This window comes from Dermacoccus barathri (assembly GCF_015070805.1).
Lineage (GTDB): Bacteria > Actinomycetota > Actinomycetes > Actinomycetales > Dermatophilaceae > Dermacoccus > Dermacoccus abyssi.
In genome coordinates this window covers 80,187-100,672 of record NZ_JADCTK010000003.1, presented here as the reverse complement: position 1 = coordinate 100,672, position 20,486 = coordinate 80,187, and the positions used below count along the sequence as shown (strand labels likewise).

At 69.1% G+C, this 20,486-nt stretch carries 15 protein-coding genes; 8 read left to right on the top strand and 7 right to left on the bottom strand.

Translation table 11 applies throughout. The annotated features are described in order from the left end of the window. Positions 1–55: 55 nt before the first annotated feature. Both IM689_RS06140 and IM689_RS06135 read left to right on the top strand, forming a co-directional pair. The gene (locus IM689_RS06140; protein WP_193643315.1) at positions 56–682 is read left to right on the top strand and encodes a PadR family transcriptional regulator; all 627 of its coding nucleotides are present in this window, start codon (positions 56–58) and stop codon (positions 680–682) included. Beyond that, positions 679–2,829: an NADPH-dependent 2,4-dienoyl-CoA reductase gene (locus tag IM689_RS06135; RefSeq protein ID WP_193643314.1), complete on the top strand. Its 2,151-nt coding sequence runs from the start codon at positions 679–681 to the stop codon at positions 2,827–2,829. Before IM689_RS06140 ends, IM689_RS06135 begins: the two co-directional genes overlap by 4 nt. 92 nt (positions 2,830–2,921) lie before the next feature. On the opposite strand, the gene IM689_RS06130 is transcribed toward IM689_RS06135, so the two are convergent. Then, positions 2,922–3,218, bottom strand: coding sequence for a WXG100 family type VII secretion target (locus tag IM689_RS06130; protein WP_047312300.1), 297 nt, complete (start codon positions 3,216–3,218; stop codon positions 2,922–2,924). Positions 3,219–3,498: 280 nt separating this feature from the next. Between IM689_RS06130 and IM689_RS06125 the strand changes: the two genes are divergently transcribed. The 3 genes from IM689_RS06125 to IM689_RS14620 all read left to right on the top strand — a co-directional run bounded on the left by IM689_RS06125 (position 3,499) and on the right by IM689_RS14620 (position 7,067). After that, positions 3,499–4,248, top strand: a complete 750-nt coding sequence (locus IM689_RS06125) for an ABC transporter ATP-binding protein (RefSeq protein ID WP_193643313.1) — start codon at positions 3,499–3,501, stop codon at positions 4,246–4,248. Positions 4,249–4,250: 2 nt separating this feature from the next. Next, on the top strand, positions 4,251–6,791 hold the full coding sequence (locus tag IM689_RS06120) for an ABC transporter permease (RefSeq protein ID WP_193643312.1): 2,541 nt from the start codon (positions 4,251–4,253) through the stop codon (positions 6,789–6,791). A 72-nt stretch (positions 6,792–6,863) separates the two neighbouring features. After that, positions 6,864–7,067 (top strand): cupin domain-containing protein, encoded by a 204-nt coding sequence (locus tag IM689_RS14620; RefSeq protein ID WP_319803820.1) that lies wholly within the window; start codon positions 6,864–6,866, stop codon positions 7,065–7,067. A gap of 82 nt (positions 7,068–7,149) precedes the next feature. Here the strand turns inward: IM689_RS14620 and IM689_RS06110 are convergent, their stop codons facing one another. The 4 genes from IM689_RS06110 to IM689_RS06095 form a co-directional block, all read right to left on the bottom strand. Beyond that, the gene (locus tag IM689_RS06110; protein WP_193643311.1) at positions 7,150–9,291 is read right to left on the bottom strand and encodes a HelD family protein; all 2,142 of its coding nucleotides are present in this window, start codon (positions 9,289–9,291) and stop codon (positions 7,150–7,152) included. A 140-nt stretch (positions 9,292–9,431) separates the two neighbouring features. Next, on the bottom strand, positions 9,432–10,991 hold the full coding sequence (locus tag IM689_RS06105) for a S1C family serine protease (protein ID WP_227484565.1): 1,560 nt from the start codon (positions 10,989–10,991) through the stop codon (positions 9,432–9,434). Between the two features lie 42 nt (positions 10,992–11,033). Further along, positions 11,034–12,485 carry a sensor histidine kinase gene (locus IM689_RS06100; RefSeq protein ID WP_193643310.1) on the bottom strand — a complete coding sequence of 484 codons (1,452 nt, stop codon included), beginning with the start codon at positions 12,483–12,485 and terminating at the stop codon, positions 11,034–11,036. Positions 12,486–12,651: 166 nt separating this feature from the next. Beyond that, positions 12,652–13,347: a response regulator transcription factor gene (locus IM689_RS06095; RefSeq protein ID WP_193643309.1), complete on the bottom strand. Its 696-nt coding sequence runs from the start codon at positions 13,345–13,347 to the stop codon at positions 12,652–12,654. Positions 13,348–13,478: 131 nt separating this feature from the next. Between IM689_RS06095 and IM689_RS06090 the strand changes: the two genes are divergently transcribed. After that, positions 13,479–14,366: a hypothetical protein gene (locus IM689_RS06090; RefSeq protein ID WP_193643308.1), complete on the top strand. Its 888-nt coding sequence runs from the start codon at positions 13,479–13,481 to the stop codon at positions 14,364–14,366. A gap of 95 nt (positions 14,367–14,461) precedes the next feature. Beyond that, a complete protein-coding gene (locus IM689_RS06085) occupies positions 14,462–15,802 on the top strand; it encodes an MFS transporter (RefSeq protein WP_193643307.1) in 1,341 nt (446 codons plus the stop codon). Between the two features lie 87 nt (positions 15,803–15,889). Here the strand turns inward: IM689_RS06085 and pepN are convergent, their stop codons facing one another. Both pepN and serC read right to left on the bottom strand, forming a co-directional pair. Then, positions 15,890–18,472 (bottom strand): aminopeptidase N, encoded by a 2,583-nt coding sequence (gene pepN / locus IM689_RS06080; protein WP_193643306.1) that lies wholly within the window; start codon positions 18,470–18,472, stop codon positions 15,890–15,892. Between the two features lie 74 nt (positions 18,473–18,546). After that, a complete protein-coding gene (gene serC, locus IM689_RS06075) occupies positions 18,547–19,683 on the bottom strand; it encodes a phosphoserine transaminase (protein WP_319803819.1) in 1,137 nt (378 codons plus the stop codon). Between the two features lie 37 nt (positions 19,684–19,720). Between serC and pdxH the strand changes: the two genes are divergently transcribed. Further along, the gene (pdxH, locus tag IM689_RS06070) at positions 19,721–20,398 is read left to right on the top strand and encodes a pyridoxamine 5'-phosphate oxidase (protein WP_047312295.1); all 678 of its coding nucleotides are present in this window, start codon (positions 19,721–19,723) and stop codon (positions 20,396–20,398) included. The last annotated feature ends 88 nt before the right edge of the window (positions 20,399–20,486 follow it).

Sequence of the window (20,486 nt, the reverse complement as noted above, 5' to 3'; positions counted from 1 at the left end):
GTGGCTTCACGCTGCCCGCGTTGACATGCACCTGTGCGCATATGAAACTAAGTGCATGTCGTTGCAGCACGCGCTCCTCGTCTCCCTCGCGGAGCAGGAGGCCACCGGGTACGACCTGACGCGTCGCTTCGACCGCTCGCTCGGCTTCTTCTGGCGAGCCACGCACCAACAGATCTACCGCGTTCTCGGGCGCATGGCCGAGGACGGCCTGCTCGCCGTCCGCGTCGAACCGGGGGAGGGACGCCCCGACCGACGGGTTTACGCCGTCACCGATCTCGGGCGCGCCGAACTGCTGCGGTGGACGCAGGAGCCCACCCCGAGCGAACAGCTGCGTTCGGAGTTCGCCGTCAAGATCCGCGGCATGGGCTTCGGCGACGAGGACGCCGTCATCGCCGACATCCGCCGCCGCCGCGCCGAGCACGCCGAACAGCTCGCCTACTTCGAGGCGAACCGTGCCAAGCACTACCCGGACGTCGAAGCGCTCACCGACGAGGAGCGCCCCCTGTACGCGGTGCTGCGCGGCGGCATCCTCACCGAGCAGTCCCTGCTCGCCTGGTGCGACGAGATGCTCGCCCTGTTCGGAGCCTCCGCCGCACCCGCTGCCGACACCCCACCGACTGCCATCCGACACGAGACCACCGAGGCGCCCGAGGCGTCACGTACATCGAGGAGAACCGCATGAGTTACGAGCACCTGCTCAGCCCGCTCGAGGTGAGCGGCGTGACGCTCAAGAACCGCGTCATGATGGGCTCGATGCACACCGGCTTCGAGGACAAGAAGCGTGACTTCCCGCAGCTGGCACGCTACTTCGCCGCCCGCGCCGAGGGCGGCACCGCGCTCATGGTGACGGGTGGGTTCGCGCCGAACACGACCGGTCAGCTCAGCCCGTTCGGCTCGATGCTCACCGCGAAGCGTCAGGTCGATCGCCACAAGATCGTCACCGACGCGGTGCACGAGCACGACAGCCGCATCCTCATGCAGATTCTCCACGCGGGTCGTTACGGCTACACGCCCTGGAGCAAGAGCGCCTCGAACAAGAAGTCGCCGATCACGCCGTTCCGCCCCAAGGCGATGACGACGAAGGACGTCGAGCGCACGATCCGCGACTACGCGACGTCGGCGCGCCTGGCGAAGGAAGCCGGCTACGACGGCGTCGAGATCATGGGTTCCGAGGGCTACCTCATCAACCAGTTCCTCGCCGCGCGCACGAACGACCGCACGGACCGTTTCGGTGGAAGCGCCGAGGCGCGTATGACCCTGCCGCGCGAGATCGTCCGTGCCGTGCGTGACGCCGCGGGTGAGGACTTCATCGTGCTGTACCGCATCTCGGTGGCGGACCTCGTCGAAAACTCGCAGACGTTCGAGGAGATCGCGACGCTCGCGCAGCACCTGCAGGCCGACGGCGCGTCGATGTTCAACTCGGGCATCGGCTGGCACGAGGCTCGCATCCCGACGATCGTGACGTCGGTGCCGCGCGCCGCGTTCGCGTGGGCCACCGGCAAGCTGCGCGCCGAGGTCGACATCCCCGTCATCGCGAGCAACCGCATCAACACGCCCGAGGTGGCCGAGCAGCTGCTCGCCGACGGCCTGGCCGACATGGTCTCGATGGCGCGCCCGCTGCTCGCCGACCCGGACTTCGTCAAGAAGACCGAGGCCGGGCGTACCGACCTCATCAACACCTGCATCGCTTGCAACCAGGCCTGCCTCGACCACACCTTCGGCGGCAAGAAGGTGAGCTGCCTCGTCAACCCGCAGGCCGGGCGCGAGGGTGAGCTCGTGCTCCTGCCGGTGCCGAAGCAGCGCACCAAGAGCGTTGCCGTCGTCGGCGCCGGCCCCGCCGGTCTCGCCGCCGCGACGAACCTCGCCGAGCGCGGCCATGCCGTCACGCTGTTCGAGACGCGCGATCACCTCGGTGGCCAGTTCCGTCTCGCGATGAACATCCCCGGCAAGGAGGAGTTCGCCGAGACCCTGCGCTACTTCACGCGTCGCCTCGAGGAGCTCAAGGTCGAGGTGCGCCTCGGCACGAAGGCCGACGCCGACGTGCTGGCCGAGTTCGACCACGTCGTGCTCGCCACGGGCGTCGTGCCGCGTCGCCCGCAGATCGAGGGCCTCGACCACCCGAAGGTCATCATGTACGACGAACTGTTGCGCGGCGAGAAGACGGCCGGCGCGAGCGTCGCCGTGGTCGGCGCCGGAGGCATCGGTTTCGACGTGAGCGAGTTCCTCCTGCACGAGCCGCACGAGACGCTCAAGCACTGGATGGAGCGCTGGGGCGTCACCGACTCCGAAACGGTGCCGGGCAACATCACCGAGAAGGTGATGGAGGATCCGCGCCGCCAGGTCTACCTCGTGCAGCGCAAGCACACGGCGCTCGGCAAGGGCCTCGGCAAGACGACCGGTTGGGTGCACCGGCAGACGCTCAAGGACTCGAAGGTCGAGTTCATCGGCGGCGCCACGTACGACCGCATCGACGATGACGGCCTCCACCTGACGCTCACCGCCGCGCCGCCGCGCCCTGTGGGCCCGGTGACGAAGCTGTCGAAGAAAACCGGCCTGCCGCTCGGCATGGTGCCGCAGCTCAAGGCGCTCGACAAGCGTCTGGGCAAGGTGTCGAGCGAGGCGCAGGAGAAGTTCGACGCCGCCGAGCCGGTCACGCGGGTGCTCGACGTCGACACCGTCGTCATCTGCGCCGGCCAGGAGTCGGTGCGCGACCTCATCCCAGGCCTCGACGAGAGCAAGGTGACCGTCATCGGCGGCGCCGATGTGGCCGCCGAGCTCGACGCGAAGCGTGCCATCAAGCAGGCGACGGAGGTTGCCGCCGCCTTGTGAGCCGGCAGGTCCGAAGCGCGCCCGCACGTTCTTCCACGCTAGGTCGTGGAGGTTCGCGCGGGCGCGCTTCGTGTTCGTGCGTGCGTGGGCTGTCAGGCGCTGATCCAGCGACGCATGTTGGTGTCCTCGGCCGTCGAGTACTCGTTGCTCGTGAGGTGAAGCGTCGAGCTGATCGAGCTGAGGGTGCCCTTGAGCTTCGTCATGTCGGTGTGCCACGTCGTCATGAGGGACGAGAAGTTGGTCGAGGCCGAGCCCTTCCACTGCGTCTGCAGGGTCGTCAGCTTCGTGTTGAGGTTCGTCAGGGACGTCTCGAGCTCGGTGACGAGGGTGGCCGTGTCGGTGCCGTGGGTGGAGATCGCGTCGGAGTCGACGGTGTACTGCGATGCCATGGTGCTGCCTTTCGAACGGGGGAGGCGAGGGGGTTCGTCTCCTCGGGTTCGACGTTAGGCAGGACGCTTAGAGCGGTGCGTTCGGTCATCCACAGGCGCGCCCAGCCGTCACACCTGTGGACGGTGCGCACCCCCGGCACGTGACTGTCCCTACGTTCCCTTGCCCCGGGTATCCCGTTGATGCCGTAGCCATTGCCTTGTCTGTGACCACCGCCAGCTCGTGGTCTCGACGGCGTGACCGTTTCCACCCCTTGTCGGTGCGGCGCGCTAGGTTGGCGGCATGAGCGAACGCACGATCGCGGCGGAGGCCGACGGCCTGACGATGGCGTACGGCGAGGGCGACGCGCGTGTCCTCGCGCTCGACGGGGTGAGCCTCGATCTTTACGAGGGCGAGTTCACCGCCGTCATGGGGCCGAGCGGATCGGGCAAGTCCACCCTCATGCACTGCCTCGCCGCGCTCGAGACGCCCACCGACGGCAAGGCCTACATCGGTGACGCCGAGGTCAGCGGCCTCGACGACAGGCGCCTCACCGCGCTGCGCCGCGACCGCATCGGCTTCATCTTCCAGTCGTTCAACCTCGTGCCGACGCTCACAGCGCGCGAGAACATCCTGCTGCCCGCCTCGATCGCCGGGCGCAAGGTAGACCAGGAGCTGTTCGACGACGTCATCCACGCCGTCGGTCTCCAATCGCGCCTCGGGCATCGCCCCAGCCAGCTCTCCGGCGGCCAGCAGCAGCGCGTCGCGTGTGCGCGCGCCCTCGTCACGCAGCCCGACATCATCTTCGCCGACGAACCCACCGGCAACCTCGACTCCCGCTCCGGCGAAGAGGTCCTGAGCTTCCTGCGTCGCAGCGTCGACCGGCTCGGGCAGACCATCGTCATGGTCACCCACGACGCGTTCGCCGCCGGCTTCACCGACCGAGTCGTCTTCCTCGCCGACGGCCGCGTCGTCGACGAGATGCGCGACCCCACCTCGGAGCGCGTGCTCGACCGCATGAAGCAATTCGAGTCCCGCACCGGGCGGCGATAAGGGTGCTCGCCACCTCGCTCAAGACGGTGTGGGCGCGCAAACTGCGCCTGCTCATGAGCACGTTCGCCATCGTGCTCGGCGTCGCCTTCGTCGCCGGCTCGCTCATGTTCACCGATTCCCTCGGCAAGGCCTTCACCGGCATCATGAACGGCACCGTCGGTGACGCCAACGTCCGTCTCGCGCAGGAGAGCGGCGGTCACGGCTCGCGCCTCGGCGCTCGCATCATCCCGCCGAGCGCGCTCGAGAAGGCCCGAGCCACCGACGGCGTCAAGCAGGTCGACGGAGTCGTCACCTCCATTTCGGCCACCGTCCTGGCCAAGGACGGCAAGGTCATCGGCGGGCAGGGGGCGCCTGCGTTCGGCGTCAACTTCCACACAGCCAAGGCCGCCGAGGGCGCCGAGGGCCTCCACATCACCGAGGGCCGGGCACCGACGAAGAACGGTGAGATCGCGCTCGATCCGAAAACGGCAGAGCGCGGCGGCTACCGAATCGGCGATACCGTGAGCATCCTCACCACCGGTGAGACGCCGCGCTACTCCGGCAAACTCGTCGGCTTCGCCTCCTACGCCAACGGCTCGATGGTCGGCACGACGCTCGCCGTCGTCGACACGAAGACCTCCCAGAAGCTCTTCCTCGACGGGCGCGACGGCTACACCTCGCTGTGGGTCGAGGCCGAGCCCGGCACGTCCCAGGACGACGTCGTCAAGGCCCTCAAACCCACCGTTCCGGAGGGCTTCGAGGTCGTCACCGGCAAGCAGGCCTCAGACGAGGCGGCCTCCGGGATCCAGGACGCGCTGTCGTTCATCACGACCTTCCTCCTCGTCTTCGCGGGCGTCGCGCTGCTCGTCGGCTCGTTCCTCATCGTTAACACGTTCGGCATCCTCGTCGCGCAGCGCAGCAAGGAATTGGCGCTCATGCGCGCGCTCGGCGCGTCGCGGCGTCAGGTCTTCGGCGGCGTCGTCATCGAAGCGCTCGTCGTCGGTTTCATCGGTTCGGTGCTCGGCATCGGCGTCGGCGTCCTGCTCGCCAAGGGCATCTCGGCCCTGCTCGCTCGTCTCGGCGCCGAGATCGACACCGGTGGCCTCACACTCAAGCCCCGCACCATTATCGTGTCGCTCGTCATCGGCCTCGGCGTCACGACGCTCGCGGCCTGGCTTCCGGCCCGCCGTGCCTCCCGCATCTCACCGATCGCTGCCATGCGCGACGACCAGGTCGAGCCCGAGCAGACGGTCTCCCGTCGCGCGTGGTTCGGTGCGCTCCTGTTCGTCATCGGCGTCGCGCTCGTCGTCGCGCAGCTCGTCACCGACTCGAGCATTTGGGTGTTCGTCACCGGCATGGTGCTCATGCTCTTCGGCACCATCGCGGCCACACCCGTGCTGGCGCGCCCGGTGGTACGCGGCATCGGTGCCCTCGCCCGGCGTCAGGGCGTCGTGGCACGCCTCGCCGAGGAGAACTCGCTGCGTAACCCGCGCCGCACCGCGGCCACGACATCGGCGCTCATGATCGGGCTCGCGCTCGTGTCGATGATGACGGTGTTCGGCGCCTCGGCCTCGGGCAGCATCGATGCCCTCATCGCCAAGAGTTTCCGCGGCGACTTCGTCGTGAGCGGCCAGCGCTCGGAGCCGATGTCGCAGAGCATCGCGCCGTCGATGAAGAAGGTCGACGGCGTCCGCGAGGTCTCACGCCAGCGCTACGGCGACGGCACGGCCAACGACGCTCCTGCCACCTTCCTGGCCGTCGACGCGGCATCGCTCGACGACGTTGCGCCGATCACGGTGACGCAGGGTTCGCATGCGCTCGACGACTCGAAGCTCCTCGTCTCGACGGACGTCGCGAAGGCCTTCAGCTGGAAGCCGGGCACTCAGGTGCGCATCACGGTCGACGGCTCGCGCACCCGCACGGTCAACGTCGCGGGTGTCTTCGACAAGGAGGACAACGACCGTCAGGACGACTACGTCGTCACGATCCCGACGTTCGAGGCAATCGGCGGCGGGAAGAAGGACAACATGCTCCACGTCCTCGTGGCCGACGGCGCCGACCGACAGAAGGTGCAGGCCGGGCTCGAGGGGGTCGTCAAGGACATCCCGACGATCACGGTGAAGGACCAGGAGGGCTACGCAGCCGAGCAGCGCGCGCCGATCGACTCGATGCTCACGCTGATCTACGGCCTGCTCGGTCTCGCCATCGTCATCGCGGTGCTCGGCATCATCAACACGCTCGCGCTGTCCGTCATCGAGCGCACCCGTGAGATCGGGCTGCTGCGGGCGGTCGGTCTGAGCCGCCGTCAGCTGCGCTCGATGGTGCGCCTCGAGGCCGTGACGATCTCGCTCATCGGTGCTCTCATCGGCGTTGTCCTCGGCACGATCTTCGGGGTGCTGTTCCAGCGCACGCAGGCCGATTCGGGTGTTGACGTCCTCGTCATTCCGTACGGGCGCCTCGCGCTCTTCCTCGTGCTCGCGGCCCTCGTGGGTGTGCTCGCCGCGTGGTGGCCGGCCCGACGCGCGTCGAAGCTCAACATCCTGTCCGCCATCGCCACAGAGTGATCAATCGAGGGAGAAGGCCGTGAGCGACACCGACCCAGGATCGATGTCCTGTCCCAAGCGAACGTCGAACACGTGCCCGGCCCCGCAGACGTGACGACGGTGCTCGTCACGCTCCCGCCCGGCAGCGCGGGCAGCCCGCCGCACCGCCACCCCGGCCCCGTCTTCGGCTACCTCATCTCCGGAGAGATGCGCTTCGAGGTCGAGGGCGAACCCGAGCGCATCATCCGCGCGGGGGAGGCGTTCTGGGAGCCGGGCGGCGACCTCATCCACTACTAGGACGCGAACAACCTCGACGACACCGAGACCGTCTTCACCGTCACGGCAGTGCTGCCGCCGGGCGCCGACCTGCTCGTTCCCGTCAGCGAGGAAGAACTGGCCGAGCGGGCTCACCTGCGGGCACCGCGCTCGAACTGAGCTGCGGCGGCAGCGCTTTGGCGTGCACGATCGTCAGGGCGCTGACGGCACGCGTCAGGACGACGTAGAGGCGCCGCAGGCCAGTCAGCTCGTCGGCTTCGGCGGCCACGATGTCGGCCGGCTCCACCACGACAACGCGGTCGAACTCGAGGCCCTTCGCCACGTCGGAGGGCACGAGTTCGATCTGGTGATCCTGAGCATCGCCGTGATCGCTGCCCAGTCGTCCGTAGGCCAGCCCTGCATCACGCAGCGCTGATTCGAGTGCGTCGATCGTCGATCCGATGGCGATGACGCCAACCGAGCCCGGCTCGCTCGCCGCAGCGCGGATCGCGTCCAGCGTTCCTGCCGGGAGGGCCTGCGCGCCGTCGACCTTGAGGTGCTCGAGGCGTCCACGGTTGGAGCGCACCGACTCGGGCGCGGCGAGCCCCGCCGCGATCGTCGGCAGGAGGAGCGCTGCGTACTCGATGACGGCCGCCGGCACACGGAATCCCTGACGCAGTTCCTCGAGGTGGAACTCGGGCTTGCCGAGGTGACCCATCGAGGCGTCCCACGAGCCGGGCGCCCACGGCGTCGTCGCCTGCGCGATGTCGCCGAGCACGGTGGCCGAACCCGTCGAGCAGCGACGGCCGACGGCGCGCAACTGCATGGCCGAGAGGTCCTGGGCCTCGTCGACGATGACGTGCCCGAGGCTCGTCGTGCGCTCGATCGCGTCCGCGGCTTCGTCGAGCAGCCCGAGGTCCGCGACGCTCCACCGCGCCGAGCCCTTGGCTCGCGGCGGCTTCGCCCACAGGGCGAGAGCCTGCTTGTCGGCGTCGAGATCCTCGCGCGCGCACTCGCTGAGGAAGTCGGCGTCGGACAGGAGCCGGTGGACGACACCGGCCGCGTCGATCTTGGGCCACAGCGCCTTGATGTACGCCTTCACCGGGGCGCTGCGCGCGATGGCGTCCTGCACCCGGTCGTCCGGCGAATCGCCCGACGCTTCGAGCTTCACCATGACGGCGTGAGCCAGCCGCTGCGCCAGCATGGCGCGGGCCGCTTCGTAACGCACACCCCGCGTACGCAGTTCGTCGACGATCTCCGCCACCTCGTAGGCGGCCACGCGCCACCGACGGGAGCCGCGCGGTACGACGAGCGCTTCGGTCGGTTCGCAGGCGTGTGCCCAGACAGCGCGGTGGATCACGGGCGCCCAGCGCGCGTCCCCCTTGAGCACGGCGACGGCTACGTCGTCCGTGCCGCGCACAGCCCAGCGGCGTTCCTTCGGGGTTTCGGGATCCACGTCGCCCGAGAGGAGGGTCGCGATCGTCGCGTGGCGTACCCGCGCCTCGCCGAGCGACGGGAGCACGGCGGAGATGTGGTCGAGGAACGCCGCGTTCGGGCCGACGACGAGGACGCCGGCGCGATCGAGCCGTGCCCGGAAGGTGTAGAGCAACCACGCGGCGCGGTGCAGACCGACGGCGGTCTTACCGGTGCCGGGCGCTCCCTGGATGCAGACGGTGGTCGTCACGTCCGCGCGCACGAGAGCGTCTTGCTCGGGCTGGATGGTCGAGACGATGTCGCGCATCGGGCCGGAGCGCGGCCGTTCGATCTCTTCGGCGAGGATCGCGCTGCGCAGGTCGCCGTCGACGCGGTCGCCTTCGTCGGGGTGGCTGAGGTGCTCGTCCTCGTAGGCGGTCAGTTCGCCGCGCTCGACGCCGAATCGTCGCCGCAGGCTGACGCCCATGGGCTCGGCGGGCGAGGCCCGGTAGAACGCCGTCGAAACCGGTGCGCGCCAGTCGATGACGAGCGGGTCGCCGTCCTCGTCGGAGACGTGTCGGCGCCCGACGTAGAGCTGTTCCTCGTGGGCCGTGGCCTGCGTCGGGTCGGTGTAGTCGATGCGACCGAAGAAGAGGGTTGTCGACGGGTCGTCGGTCAGGGCCGCCACGCGCCGGGCAAGCGTCGCGCCGAGGGCCTCACCGCTGACGGCGTCGCTCGCCTTCGACGCATCCAGGGCCAGTGTCGCCTCCCGCATCCGGGCGAGGTTGGCGCGCGCCCGGGCGAGGTGTTCGCGTTCGTGGGTGAGGACGGCGTCCGACGTGGGTGCGGGCATGGGTGACTCACCTCGGGTCGCGAGCGATGGGGGAGAGCCAACAATAGCGGGCTCGGCCGCACTGCTCGGTGCCGCTGTCGACGCGCACGGCCCACCCCGATGTTGCCGGGATGGGCCCTGCGAACTGACGCGTCCTCAGGTCACTTCTTGGCGGGCTGGGCTCCGAGCGTGACCTGGACGTTCTGCTGCTTGCCGTCGCGGATGATCGTCAGTTTCACCGTGCTGCCCACCGTGCGTGAGCGCACCTGCGCGACGAGCGCGTTCGCCGACGTGATGGGCTGACCGTCGAGCTCGATGATGGCGTCGTTCTCACGCAGGCCGGCCTTTTCGGCGCCGCTGCCCTTGCTCACGGACGAGACCTTCGCCGCGGTGAGCGTGGCCTTTCCGTTGCTCACCTCTGTGGGCTGAGTGGAGATGCCGAGCAGTGCGTGCTCGGCCTCGCCCTTGTCGATGAGCTGGTCGGAGATGTTCTTCACGACGCTCATCGGGATGGCGAAGCCGATGCCGATGTTGCCGCTCTGACCGGAGCCGCCGCCGGAACTCAACGACGCGATCGAGGAGTTGATGCCGATGAGGCGGCCGCTGCCGTCGACGAGCGCGCCACCGGAGTTGCCCGGGTTGATGGCGGCCGAGGTCTGGATCGCGTTCGTCACGACGGTGTCGTTCGACGTCGACGACCCCCCGGAGTTTCCGCCGCTCGTCGTCACAGGACGGTTCATCGCGGAGACGATGCCCGTCGTCACGGTGCCCGCGAGGCCGAGGGGGTTACCGACGGCCATGACGGGCTGGCCGACGACGAGCTTCTTGTCGTCGCCGATCTCCACCGGGGTGAGCGACGGCACGTCCTTGATACGGATGACGGCGAGGTCGGTGGACGGGTCGGTGCCCACGATGTCGGCCTTGTAGGTGCGGTTGTTGTGCAGCGTCACCTGCACCTCGGCGTCGTCCCCGCGGTCGCCGCCCGCGACGACGTGGTTGTTCGTGACGATGTTGCCCGGCTTGTCGAGGATGACGCCCGAGCCCTGCCCGCCGTTGTCGCCGGAACGGACCGAGATCGAGACGACGCTCGGGTTCACCTTGGCCGCCGTCGCCGACCAGTTGACGGTGCCCGCGTCGGCGAAGTCCTTCGGGTCGGCCTTGATGACGGTGGAGTTACCGCTCGTGTAGCCGGTGCCGTCGTCGCCTGCCTTCACGACGCCGTAGGTGCCTGCGGAGGCGAGCGCCGCTGCGAGGACGGCGGTGGCGCCGACCGCAGCGAACAGGCCCTTGCGACTCTTCGCCTTCTCCTGGTCGGTCGTCGAGAACGCCGAGGCCGCGGGGCCCTGTGCCGCCGGACCGCCGGGGTGGGCGTTCATCGCGGCGTACCCGCCCGCCGGAGCGCCCCAGGGCGCTTGCTGTTGGGGGTTCGGAGCCTGCCCCGGCTGCTGGCGTGGCTGCGGCACGGTGTGTCCGGCCGTGCCCTGGTGGCCCGCTTCCTGGCTGTTCGGGTGGTCACCGGGGCCGTACGGACGTGCCGGTTCGGGACGGATCTCCTGCGTGGCGTCGACGGGGCGCGAGCCTCCCGAGGGAGTGGAGGTGTCGCCCTGGCCGGCACGGCCCGAGTCGGAAGCGCCGGTGGCAGGAGCCTGATGCTGACCGGGCAGCGGGCGCCGCATCCCGCCGTCCGGGCGGTCTGGCGTGGCGTTCGGGTGGTCGGTCATGTCGAGACTCCTGCTGTCGCGTGGTCCTTCTTCGAACCGAGGTTAGTGGGTCGTGGGCGGTGGGTCCGCATCGGTTGAGCGGGCCTGGTCTGTCTGTGGATCCGCTGTGCGGCCGGAAGGCAGACGGAGAGTGAACGTGGCTCCGCCGCCAGGAGTTTCGTCGACCGACGCGGTGCCGTGGTGGGCCGCTGCGATGGCGGCCACGATGGACAGGCCGAGGCCGGTGCTGCCCTGGGTGCGGCTGCGGGCCGGGTCGGCGCGGTAGAAGCGGTCGAAGACGCGCTCGCGCATCGACTCGGGGATGCCGGGGCCGTGGTCGACCACTTGGAGCACCGCATCGCGCCGTCCGTCCGGGCCGGGCAGGTGCCCGACGCGGACGTCGACCTCGGTGCCCTCGGGCGTGTAGCGCTCGGCGTTCGTCACGAGGTTCGTCACGACCTGCCGCAGGCGCTGCTCGTCTCCGCGCACCGTGACGGGCCCGAGCGGTCCGTCGATGCCGCGCACTCGGAAGCGCTGTGAGGTGACGCGGGCCTCTGCGTCGGCGACGGCGTCCGCAGCGATGACGGTGAGATCCACGTCGGAGACGGGGCGTGCGGTCGCGGCCGAGTCGGAACCGACCGTCGCGGCGCGCTGTTCGGTCTCGAGGCGCGAGAGCAGGAGCAGGTCGTCGACCATGGCGCTCATCCGCTTGGCTTCGTTCTCGATGCGCCCGAATCCGGCGGACACGTCGGCCGGGTCGGTGACGGCGCCGACGCGGTACAACTCCGCATAACCGCGGACGGTCGCGAGGGGAGTGCGCAGCTCATGGGAGGCATCTGCGACGAAGCGTCGCATGCTCTCCTCACTGCGATCCTTGACGGCCATCGAGCGCTCGATCTGGCTCAGCATGACGTTGAGGGAGTGCGCGAGGCTCTCCACCTCGTCGGTCGTTTCCGGGTCGGGCACGCGGCGCGTGAGGTCACCGGCGGCGATGGCCGCGGCCGTGTCCTCGATGTCGCGCAACGGGCGCAACGCGCGGCGCACGGCCCACAGGCCTGCGCCCGTCGCGATGAGCAGTGCGAGGGAGCTGACGGCGATCGTCATGATCTGCATGCGGCGTACGACCGTGCGCACGTTCGACAGGCTGACGGCGACCGCATAGGGGCGGCCCGAGGCCTCGTCGATGCCTTGCACCATGCGCCACTTCGTCGTCGACGAGCCCTGGGAGCCGATCGTTTGCGGCGTGCCTTCCGACGTGCGGGCCGTTCGGGCCGAGACGACGGGGAAATCGGGGCGCGGGCCGGTGGCCGGAACGTAGTCGTGGGTGCGCCGGGAATCGACGATGCGTGCCGCGTAGACGTTGAGCGGCACCGCGCGCGTCATGTACGGCTCTTCGGATTCCTGCTGGATCGTCGAGGAGACGAGGGTAGGCGCGGCGGCCTGGAGGTCGGCGTCCTCTCGCTGCACGAGGTAGGTCTCGAGCTGCCAGGAGCCGGCCGTGCCGACGACGAACATCGCAGCACCGAGCAGGCTTGCGAGTACCGCGATGATGCGTGCACGAAGAGGCCAGCGGTGAATGCCGCCCCGCAACCTGGCGTACTGCTCGCGGGCCGTGCGGCCGGGAGTTGAGAGCGTCGACGGCGTCGGACGCGGCGACTGGGAGGGCAGAGCGTGGCCTCGTTCAGCGCGGTTCGCGCAGCACGTACCCGACGCCGCGCTTGGTGTGGATGAGCGGCTCGGAGAAGTCGGCGTCGATCTTGCGGCGCAGGTAGGAGATGTACGACTCGACGATGCCCGCCTCGCCGCGGAAGTCGTAGTCCCACACGTGGTCGAGGATCTGGCTCTTGCTCACGACGCGGCCCGCGTTGAGCATGAGGTAGCGCAACAGCTTGAACTCGGTGGGGGAGACGTCGATGACGCGTCCGGCGCGGCGCACTTCGTGGCTGTCGTCGTCGAGTTCGAGGTCGGCGACGCGCACCGTGGGGCCATCGGCGTCGTCGGCCTTCGTGCGACGCAGCACGGCGCGGATGCGGGCGACGACCTCCTCGAGGCTGAACGGCTTGGTGATGTAGTCGTCACCGCCGACGGTGAGGCCCTTGACCGTGTCGTCGACCGAGTCTCGGGCGGTGAGGAACACGATCGGCAGCTCACGGCCGCCGTCACGCAGCTGCTTCGTCACGGCGAAGCCGTCCATGTCGGGCAGCATGACGTCGAGCACGGCGAGGTCGAAATCCTGCGTGGCAGCAAGGCCGAGGCCTTCGCTGCCGCTGCCGGCAACCGCGACGTCGAAACCGGCGAACTTCATGCTCGTAGCGAGAAGGTCGCGGATGTTTGTGTCGTCCTCGACGATGAGGATGCGTGCCTCGGGTGTGCTCATACCGACCATTCTGATCGTCGAGTCTGGAAGTTTTCTGGATGTCTGCTGGATGGGTTTGCGTGCTGAACGCGACGTTCTGCGGCGCAAGGCGTTCCTAGGATGGGGACAGGACGAACGAAGGGGGAGGTGTCATGAGTCTGCGGTTCTACGCCGACGATTCGGCTCGGCGGACGCGTCAGCTCGTTGCGGACGCGCTGCTCGCGCTGTGGTGTCTGCTCGCCGTGTGGGCGGGCGTCGTCGTGCACGGCCGCGTGCTCGTGGCCGAGGACGGCGCGACGAAGCTGGAAACCGGCAGCGGTTCGCTCGCTCAGAACATGACGGACGCTGCGAGCGCCGTCGCGAAGATCCCGTTCGTCGGCCAGGAGGTGCGCACCCCCTTCGACAACGCGGCGACGACGGGGCGCAACCTCTCCGCGTCGGGCCACGACCTCGCCGACGGTCTCGGCAGGCTCTCGTTGACGCTCGGACTCCTGACGGCGCTCGTGCCCATCCTGTTTGCACTCATTCCGTGGTGCTTCACCCGCCTTCGCTACGCCCTGCGGGCCGGGCGCGTCGCGCGCCTGCGCGCGATGCCGGGCGGTGAACGTCTCCTCGCGCTCGAAGGCCTGACGACGCTGCGTCCCAGCGTCCTCGCATCGCTCGATCCGGACCCCGCTGCAGCGTGGCAGGAGGGCGATCGCACCGTCACCCGGGAGCTCGCGGCGCTCGTTCTGGTCGCGTTCGGGCTGCGCGGGGGAGACGTGAGCCCAGAGAGAAGGCGCGGGGCTGCGCTGCCGACGACGCCGGGTCGCGATGAACCGTCCGACGCAGGGTCGCCGACCACTGAGTCGCTCGATGCTCGGGCGGCCGATGAGCCGGTCGACACCGACCCGCCCTACGACCAGTTGGGCGACGACGATCTCGACGACGACATCACCCTCGTCGACGGCCCTCACGATGACGGGGCCGACGACGGGGCAGAAGACGGGGACGACGACGACTTCGACCCCGAGGGCGAGACGCGCGTCACCAAAGCATAGGTACGGAATATTCCGCGGCATTCCGGCGTTGACGGACGTGATCACCCGCCCGTCCCGCGAGCCGAGGAGGTACCACGAGCCCCACATTCGCCTCGTTGTCCATCCGCAACTACCGTCTGTATGCCGCCGGCGCACTCGTGTCGAACGTCGGCACCTGGGTCGGACGCGTCGCCCAGGACTGGGTCGTTCTCACCGAGCTGACCGACCACGACGCCACTGCCCTCGGCCTCGTCACTGCGCTGCAGTTCGCGCCCGTCGTCCTCCTCGCCCCGCTCGCCGGAGCGTTCGCCGACGCCTACCCGAAGCGTCGCCTCCTCATGCTCAGCCAGAGCGCGCTCGCGCTCACCTCGGCGCTGCTCGCCGTTCTGCTGCTCACCCACACCGCGAGCCTTGGTGCCGTCATGGCCATCGCCTTCGCCCAGGGCATCGCGACCGCGCTCGACAACCCGACGCGTCAGGCTTTCGTCTCCGAGATGGTTCCCGAGAGTCGTCTGACGAACGCCGTCGGTCTCAACTCGGCCTCGTTCAACGCTGCGCGCCTCATCGGCCCCGGCGTCGCCGGCCTGCTCATCGCCAGCATCGGCGCGGGCTGGTCGATGGTCGTCAACACGCTGTCGTTCGTCGCGGTCCTCGTGGCACTCGCCGCGATGAACCCCCGCGAACTACGTCCGGCGCCCCGGCGCAAGGGCCGTGGGGGAGTGCGCGAGGGGCTCGTCTACGTCCAGGGACGGCGCGACCTGCAGCTCATCATGGGGCTCGTCTTCGTGCTCGGCACGTTCGGTATGAATTTCCAGATCACGACGGCCCTCATGGCGACGACGGTCTTCCACGCCGACGCCCGCGCCTACGGCGTCATCTCGTCGGTCATGGCTGTCGGCTCGCTCGCAGCCGCTCTGCTGGCCGCACGCCGCAAGGCGCCGTCGCTGCGCCTTCTCATGCTCGCGCTCGTGTCGTTCACGGTGTTCTCGGCGCTTGCCGCGATCGCTCCGAACGTCTGGCTCTTCGGCATCTTCCTCGTGCCCGTCGGCCTCGCGTCGCTCACGGCGCTGACGACGGCGAACGCCACCGTTCAGCTGAGCGTCGCACCGGCGCTGCGAGGTCGCGTCATGGCGCTCTACATGGCGATCCTCATGGGCGGCACGCCAGTTGGCGCTCCGCTCATCGGCTGGATCGGCAACACGTTCGGCGCCCGCTGGACCATCCTCGTCGGCAGCATTGCCGTCGGCCTTGCAACGCTGGTCGCCGGGGTGGCGCTCATGCACGCCCGCCACTACGACTCGCGTGACGTCATGGCGATGCGTCCGCGGCTGCACCGCAGCGAGCGCGACCTCGACAACACCGACGACGAGCGCGTCAGCGCTGTGGCCAGCGTCTCGGCCGGCCAGAGCGGCGACGCCGCGGTGCGCGAACCCGCAGTGAGAGAATCGGCGGCATGACCCCGAAGACCCGTCGCCTCATCGTTCTCGTCGCGCTCGCGGCTTTCGTGCTCGTGCCGATCCTCGCCCAGCTCGCGAGCCTCTGACTCAGACGGAGGCCGCGGCGCTCGCGTTCTCGCGGGCACGCTCGGCGCGGCGCAACTGGTCGACTTCCTCGACGACGATGCGGCGCAACGCTCCCGGGGCCTCGACGTGCGCGTCGAGCCAGGCCTGAGCGGCCCCGGCATCGGTGACGACACCGAACAGCCCACGGGCGAGTTTCGAGGCGATGACCTGGCTGCGTCCGTTCCACCACCGCTCCAGCGAATCGAGGTAACGCGCCTGCAGGTCGACGCTCTGAGCGCAGTGCACCGACGCAGGGTGCGTGAGGCCGGCGACGAGGGCAGCCACCTCCTCGTTCGTCAGTGACTCGTCATCGGTGCGCTCCCACGCGGTGAGCTTGGCCTGTGGCGTCGCCAGCGCGGCGCGCACGGCAATGGCCTGAGCGATGCCGCGTTTCGTCGTATCGCGCTCGAGTTCGCGAGCCAATTCGGCCCGCACCTCGTCGACCTCGTGCTCGCCGGCGTGTGCCGCGCGCGAGACGAGCAGGGCCCAGCGTTCGTCGGCGTCGGGGTGGAAGAGACCGTCGGGGCCGTCGAGCATCGCGCGCACCTCGTGCTGCGCCGTGGGCGCGATGCCGGCAGCCCACGTGAGGACGCGTCGCCACGCCAGGGCGAGATCGAGGTGTGCGGTCGGTTGTGCGGAGGCGTCGTACAGGTCACCGTCGAGGGCCGTGGTGTAGGCATCTCGCGCGACATGCCACAGCGCGTCGCCCCACTCGGTGCGCATCGGGGTCGGGAGATACGCCGTGACGGCCGTGACGTACTTGAGGCACACGCCGTCGACGACGGCGGGGGAGCGCTCTGCCGGGATGTGCGCGAGCACCGTCCGGCAGAACGTCTGCGTCGGAAGGTGCGCGTCGCGGCACGCGTACCACAGCTGACCCCACGCGACGGCACGCGAGTTCGTCGGCTCGAGCGCCGCGAGATGACCCGTCAACGCGTCGAACGTGGCGGCGTCGGGCACGATGCGCGCGTACGTCCAGTCGTGGTCGTCGACGAGCGTGACGGCGCCCGTGTTGGGCAGGGGAGTGCGTGTGTCGGTGACGTCGATCCACTCCGAATCGAGGGGTGTCCAGCCGTCGTCCGTGACGGAGAACGAGGTCACCTGGAGGCGGTGCGGGCGCGCCGCCGGGGAGGCGGGCGGTTCGTCGGCGCTCCAGTCGAGGCTTTCGCGCACGAGCTCGCCACCGTTCACCGAGAGGGTGTCCGGGCCGGCCGTGCGCAACCACGCCTGCGCCCACGCACCCATGTCACGTCCGCTCGCGGTCGACAGGGCGGTGAGGAAGTCGGTGAGCGAGGCGTTGGCGAACGCGTGGTCCGCGAAGTACGCCGAGACTCCTGCGTAGAAGGCGTCCTCGCCGACGTAGGCAACGAGCTGACGCAGCACGGAGGCGCCCTTGGCGTAGGTGATGCCGTCGAAGTTGGCCCGCGCGGCCTCGACGTCGGGGATGTCCGCGACGATCGGGTGCGTCGTCGGCAGTTGGTCGGCGGAGTAGGCCCACATCTTGCGGCCGAGCCCGAAGGTCACCCAGGCGTCGGCGAACTCGGTGACCTCTTCGCTCGCCTGGGTGCCGATGAAGTCGGCGAAGGACTCCTTGAGCCACAGGTCGTCCCACCACGGCATCGTGACGAGGTCGCCGAACCACATGTGCGCCATCTCGTGCAGAAGCGTGTTGGCGAGGGCCTCGCGCTCGCTGCGGGTGGCGTCGCCGCGCTTGAGGTAGCGCTCGTTGAACGTGACGAGGCCGGGGTTCTCCATGGCGCCGATGTTGTACTCGGGCACGAAGATCTGCTCGTACTTGCCCCAGGGGTACTCACGGCCGAACCGCTCCTCGCACCAGGGCAACCCGGCCTTCGTCCAGCGCAGCAGGTCGGCGCTCGGCAGACGTGACGCCATCGCGGGGCGGCACATGAGCGACAGCGGCACGCGGCGGCCGTCGTCACTCACCCACTCGTCCTCGACGTGGTGGTACGGGCCGGCGATGACGCACACGATGTACGTCGAGATCGGCAAAGTCGGGGCGAAGTCGGTCGTCGTGACGGCGCCCTCGCTCGCGCTGTGCTCGGCTTCGGCGTTGGAACGCACGAGCCACCCTGTCGGTGCGCTCACGCTGATGCGGAACGGAGCCTTGAGGTCGGGCTGGTCGAAGCACGCGAAGACCCGGCGGGCGTCAGTCGGCTCGAAGTGCGTGTAGAGGTAGGTCTCGCCGTCCTCGGGGTCGTGGTAGCGGTGCAGGCCCTCACCCGTGTGGCCGTACACGCACTGCGCGGTGATCGTAACGGTGTGTTCGCGCCCCGGCGTGAGCCCTTCGACGCGCACGCGCGAGTCCGCGTACGTCGCTCGGGCGCGCTCACCGTCGAGTTCGACCTGCGGTTCCCCTACCGCGACGAGGTCGATCTCGACACTCGACTCGCTCAAGACGAGCGTGATCGTCGAGGTCGACGTGAAGGTCGACTGCGTCGAATCCGGCGCCCCCGTCAGATCGAGGTGAATGGCGTGGTCGGCGAGTTCGACGGTCGCGGAACGGTGTTCGGCGACGGCGCGAGTGAGGTTCGCGGCCGAGGGCATGAGCGTCCTTCCTGGGAATGCAGCCTGGGAAATGCTAGCGGCGCGGGCTCGGCCCGCCCGCTCGAGCTGTGACGTCAGAGACGTTCGATGACGTGGTCGATGCAACGCGTCAGGGCCTCGACGTCCGAGGGGTCGACGGCCGGGTACATGCCGATGCGCAGCTGGTTGCGGCCCAACTTGCGGTAGGGCTCGACGTCGACGATGCCGTTCGCGCGCAGCGTCGCGGCCAGCTTGGCGGCGTCCACGGTGTCGGCGAAATCGATCGTGCCGATAACGAGTGAGCGGTGCTGGGCTTCGCTGACGAACGGGGAGGCCAGTTCGTGCGCGTCGGCCCAGGTGTAGAGCGCCTGCGACGACGCGGTCGTACGGCCCACTGCGAAGTCCATGCCGCCGCCTGCGAGGAGCCAGTCGAGCTGCTCCTTCATGAGCGCGTACGTCGCGAGGGCCGGCGTGTTGTACGTCTGGTGGGCGCGACTGTTCGTCACCGCGGTGTCGAGGTCGAAGAACGGAGGAATCCAACGTCCGCTCGCTTTGATGCGCGCGACGCGTTCGAGCGCAGCGGGGGACATGAAGGCGAACCACAGGCCGCCGTCGCTCGCGAACGACTTCTGGGGCGCGAAGTAGTAGACGTCGGTCTCGGTGAGATCGACGGGCAGGCCTCCGGCCGCCGACGTCGCATCGATGACGACGAGTGCGTCCTCGGCGATGCCGTCGGGGCGCTGCACGGGCGCCATCGCGCCGGTCGAGGTCTCGTTGTGCGCCCAGGCGTAGGTGTCGATTCCGGCCGTCGCGACGGGGGAAGCGACACTGCCCGCAGGTGCCTCGATGACGTGCGGAGCCTCGAGGAAGGGTGCCGCCGCAGCACTGGCGAACTTGGCGGTGAATTCGCCGAAGACGAGGTTCTGCTGACGCTTCTCGATGAGGGAGAACGTCGCGACGTCCCAGAACGCGTTCGAGCCTCCGACGCCCATGACGACCTCGTAGCCCTCGGGCATGGAGTAGAGCTCGGTGAGGCCCGCCTGCACGTCGGCTACGAGGTTCTTCACCGGTGCCTGACGATGGCTGGTTCCCATGACGGGCGCCCAGCGCGAAGCGAGGGCCTGCAGGGCTTCCGGGCGGATCTTGCTCGGGCCGGAACCGAAACGTCCGTCGCTCGGCTTGAGCGAATCGGGGATGATGACGGTTTCCGCGGCAGAAGTCTCGGCACTCACTCGGAGCAGTCTAGGTGTGCGGGTGCAAGATGGGGGCATGACTGAGGTGCGAATCGACTACGACGGTGAAGGTCTCGACGAGTCGCAGGTGCCCCCGGCGCCCTACGACCTCGTGCGGCAATGGGTGGGCGACGCGCGCCGCCGCCAGGACGCTTCGGGTGACGTGCCGGAGCCTGAGGCCATCAGCATCGCGACGGCGAACGCTCAGGGCGCACCCCACGTGCGCACAGTGCTCATGCGCTACCTCGAGACCGACGGACCCGGTTTCTACACGAATCTCGAGTCGGCGAAGGCATCCGATCTTGCGGCCAACCCTCAGGTGGCGGGCGCGCTGACGTGGCCCATGATGTTCCGCGCGATCCGGTTCACCGGCACGGCTCGGGAGCTGCCGCGTGACGTCGTGCGCACATACTTCGACTCACGCCCGTGGGGTTCGCGCGTCGGTGCGTGGGTCTCGAAGCAGTCGCGCCCGCTCGACTCACGCGCCGAGCTCGAAGCGGCGAACGCCGAGATGGCTGCGCGCTACCCCGACACCGGCAGCCCCGACGACGTTCCGTTGCCCGACTTCTGGGGCGGCTACCGCATCGACTGCGATGAGATCGAGTTCTGGGCGGGTCGCCACTCGCGCCTTCACGACCGTCTTGTTTTCGTGCGAACCGCCGAGGGGAACCTCGACGACCCTTCGGCATGGCGTCTCGAACGTCGTTGGCCGTGAACGAGATTCGCTGACGCGAAATCCCCTGCCGGGTTGATGCGACCTACCTCACGCGCGGTGGGTGTTTCTTCGGGAAGGAAGTCGACCC

Coding starts and splice junctions, on each gene's coding strand:
- IM689_RS06140 (WP_193643315.1), top strand. CDS start 56: ATGTCGTTGCAGCACGCGCTCCTCGTCTCCCTCGCGGAGCAGGAGGCC.
- IM689_RS06090 (WP_193643308.1), top strand. CDS start 13,479: ATGAGTCTGCGGTTCTACGCCGACGATTCGGCTCGGCGGACGCGTCAG.
- pdxH (WP_047312295.1), top strand. CDS start 19,721: ATGACTGAGGTGCGAATCGACTACGACGGTGAAGGTCTCGACGAGTCG.
- IM689_RS06100 (WP_193643310.1), bottom strand. CDS start 12,485: ATGTTCGTCGTCGGCACGGCCGGCTCCTGGCAGCTCGAGACCTACCTC.
- pepN (WP_193643306.1), bottom strand. CDS start 18,472: ATGCCCTCGGCCGCGAACCTCACTCGCGCCGTCGCCGAACACCGTTCC.
- IM689_RS06105 (WP_227484565.1), bottom strand. CDS start 10,991: ATGACCGACCACCCGAACGCCACGCCAGACCGCCCGGACGGCGGGATG.
- IM689_RS06130 (WP_047312300.1), bottom strand. CDS start 3,218: ATGGCATCGCAGTACACCGTCGACTCCGACGCGATCTCCACCCACGGC.
- IM689_RS06110 (WP_193643311.1), bottom strand. CDS start 9,291: ATGCCCGCACCCACGTCGGACGCCGTCCTCACCCACGAACGCGAACAC.
- IM689_RS06125 (WP_193643313.1), top strand. CDS start 3,499: ATGAGCGAACGCACGATCGCGGCGGAGGCCGACGGCCTGACGATGGCG.
- IM689_RS06135 (WP_193643314.1), top strand. CDS start 679: ATGAGTTACGAGCACCTGCTCAGCCCGCTCGAGGTGAGCGGCGTGACG.
- IM689_RS06095 (WP_193643309.1), bottom strand. CDS start 13,347: ATGAGCACACCCGAGGCACGCATCCTCATCGTCGAGGACGACACAAAC.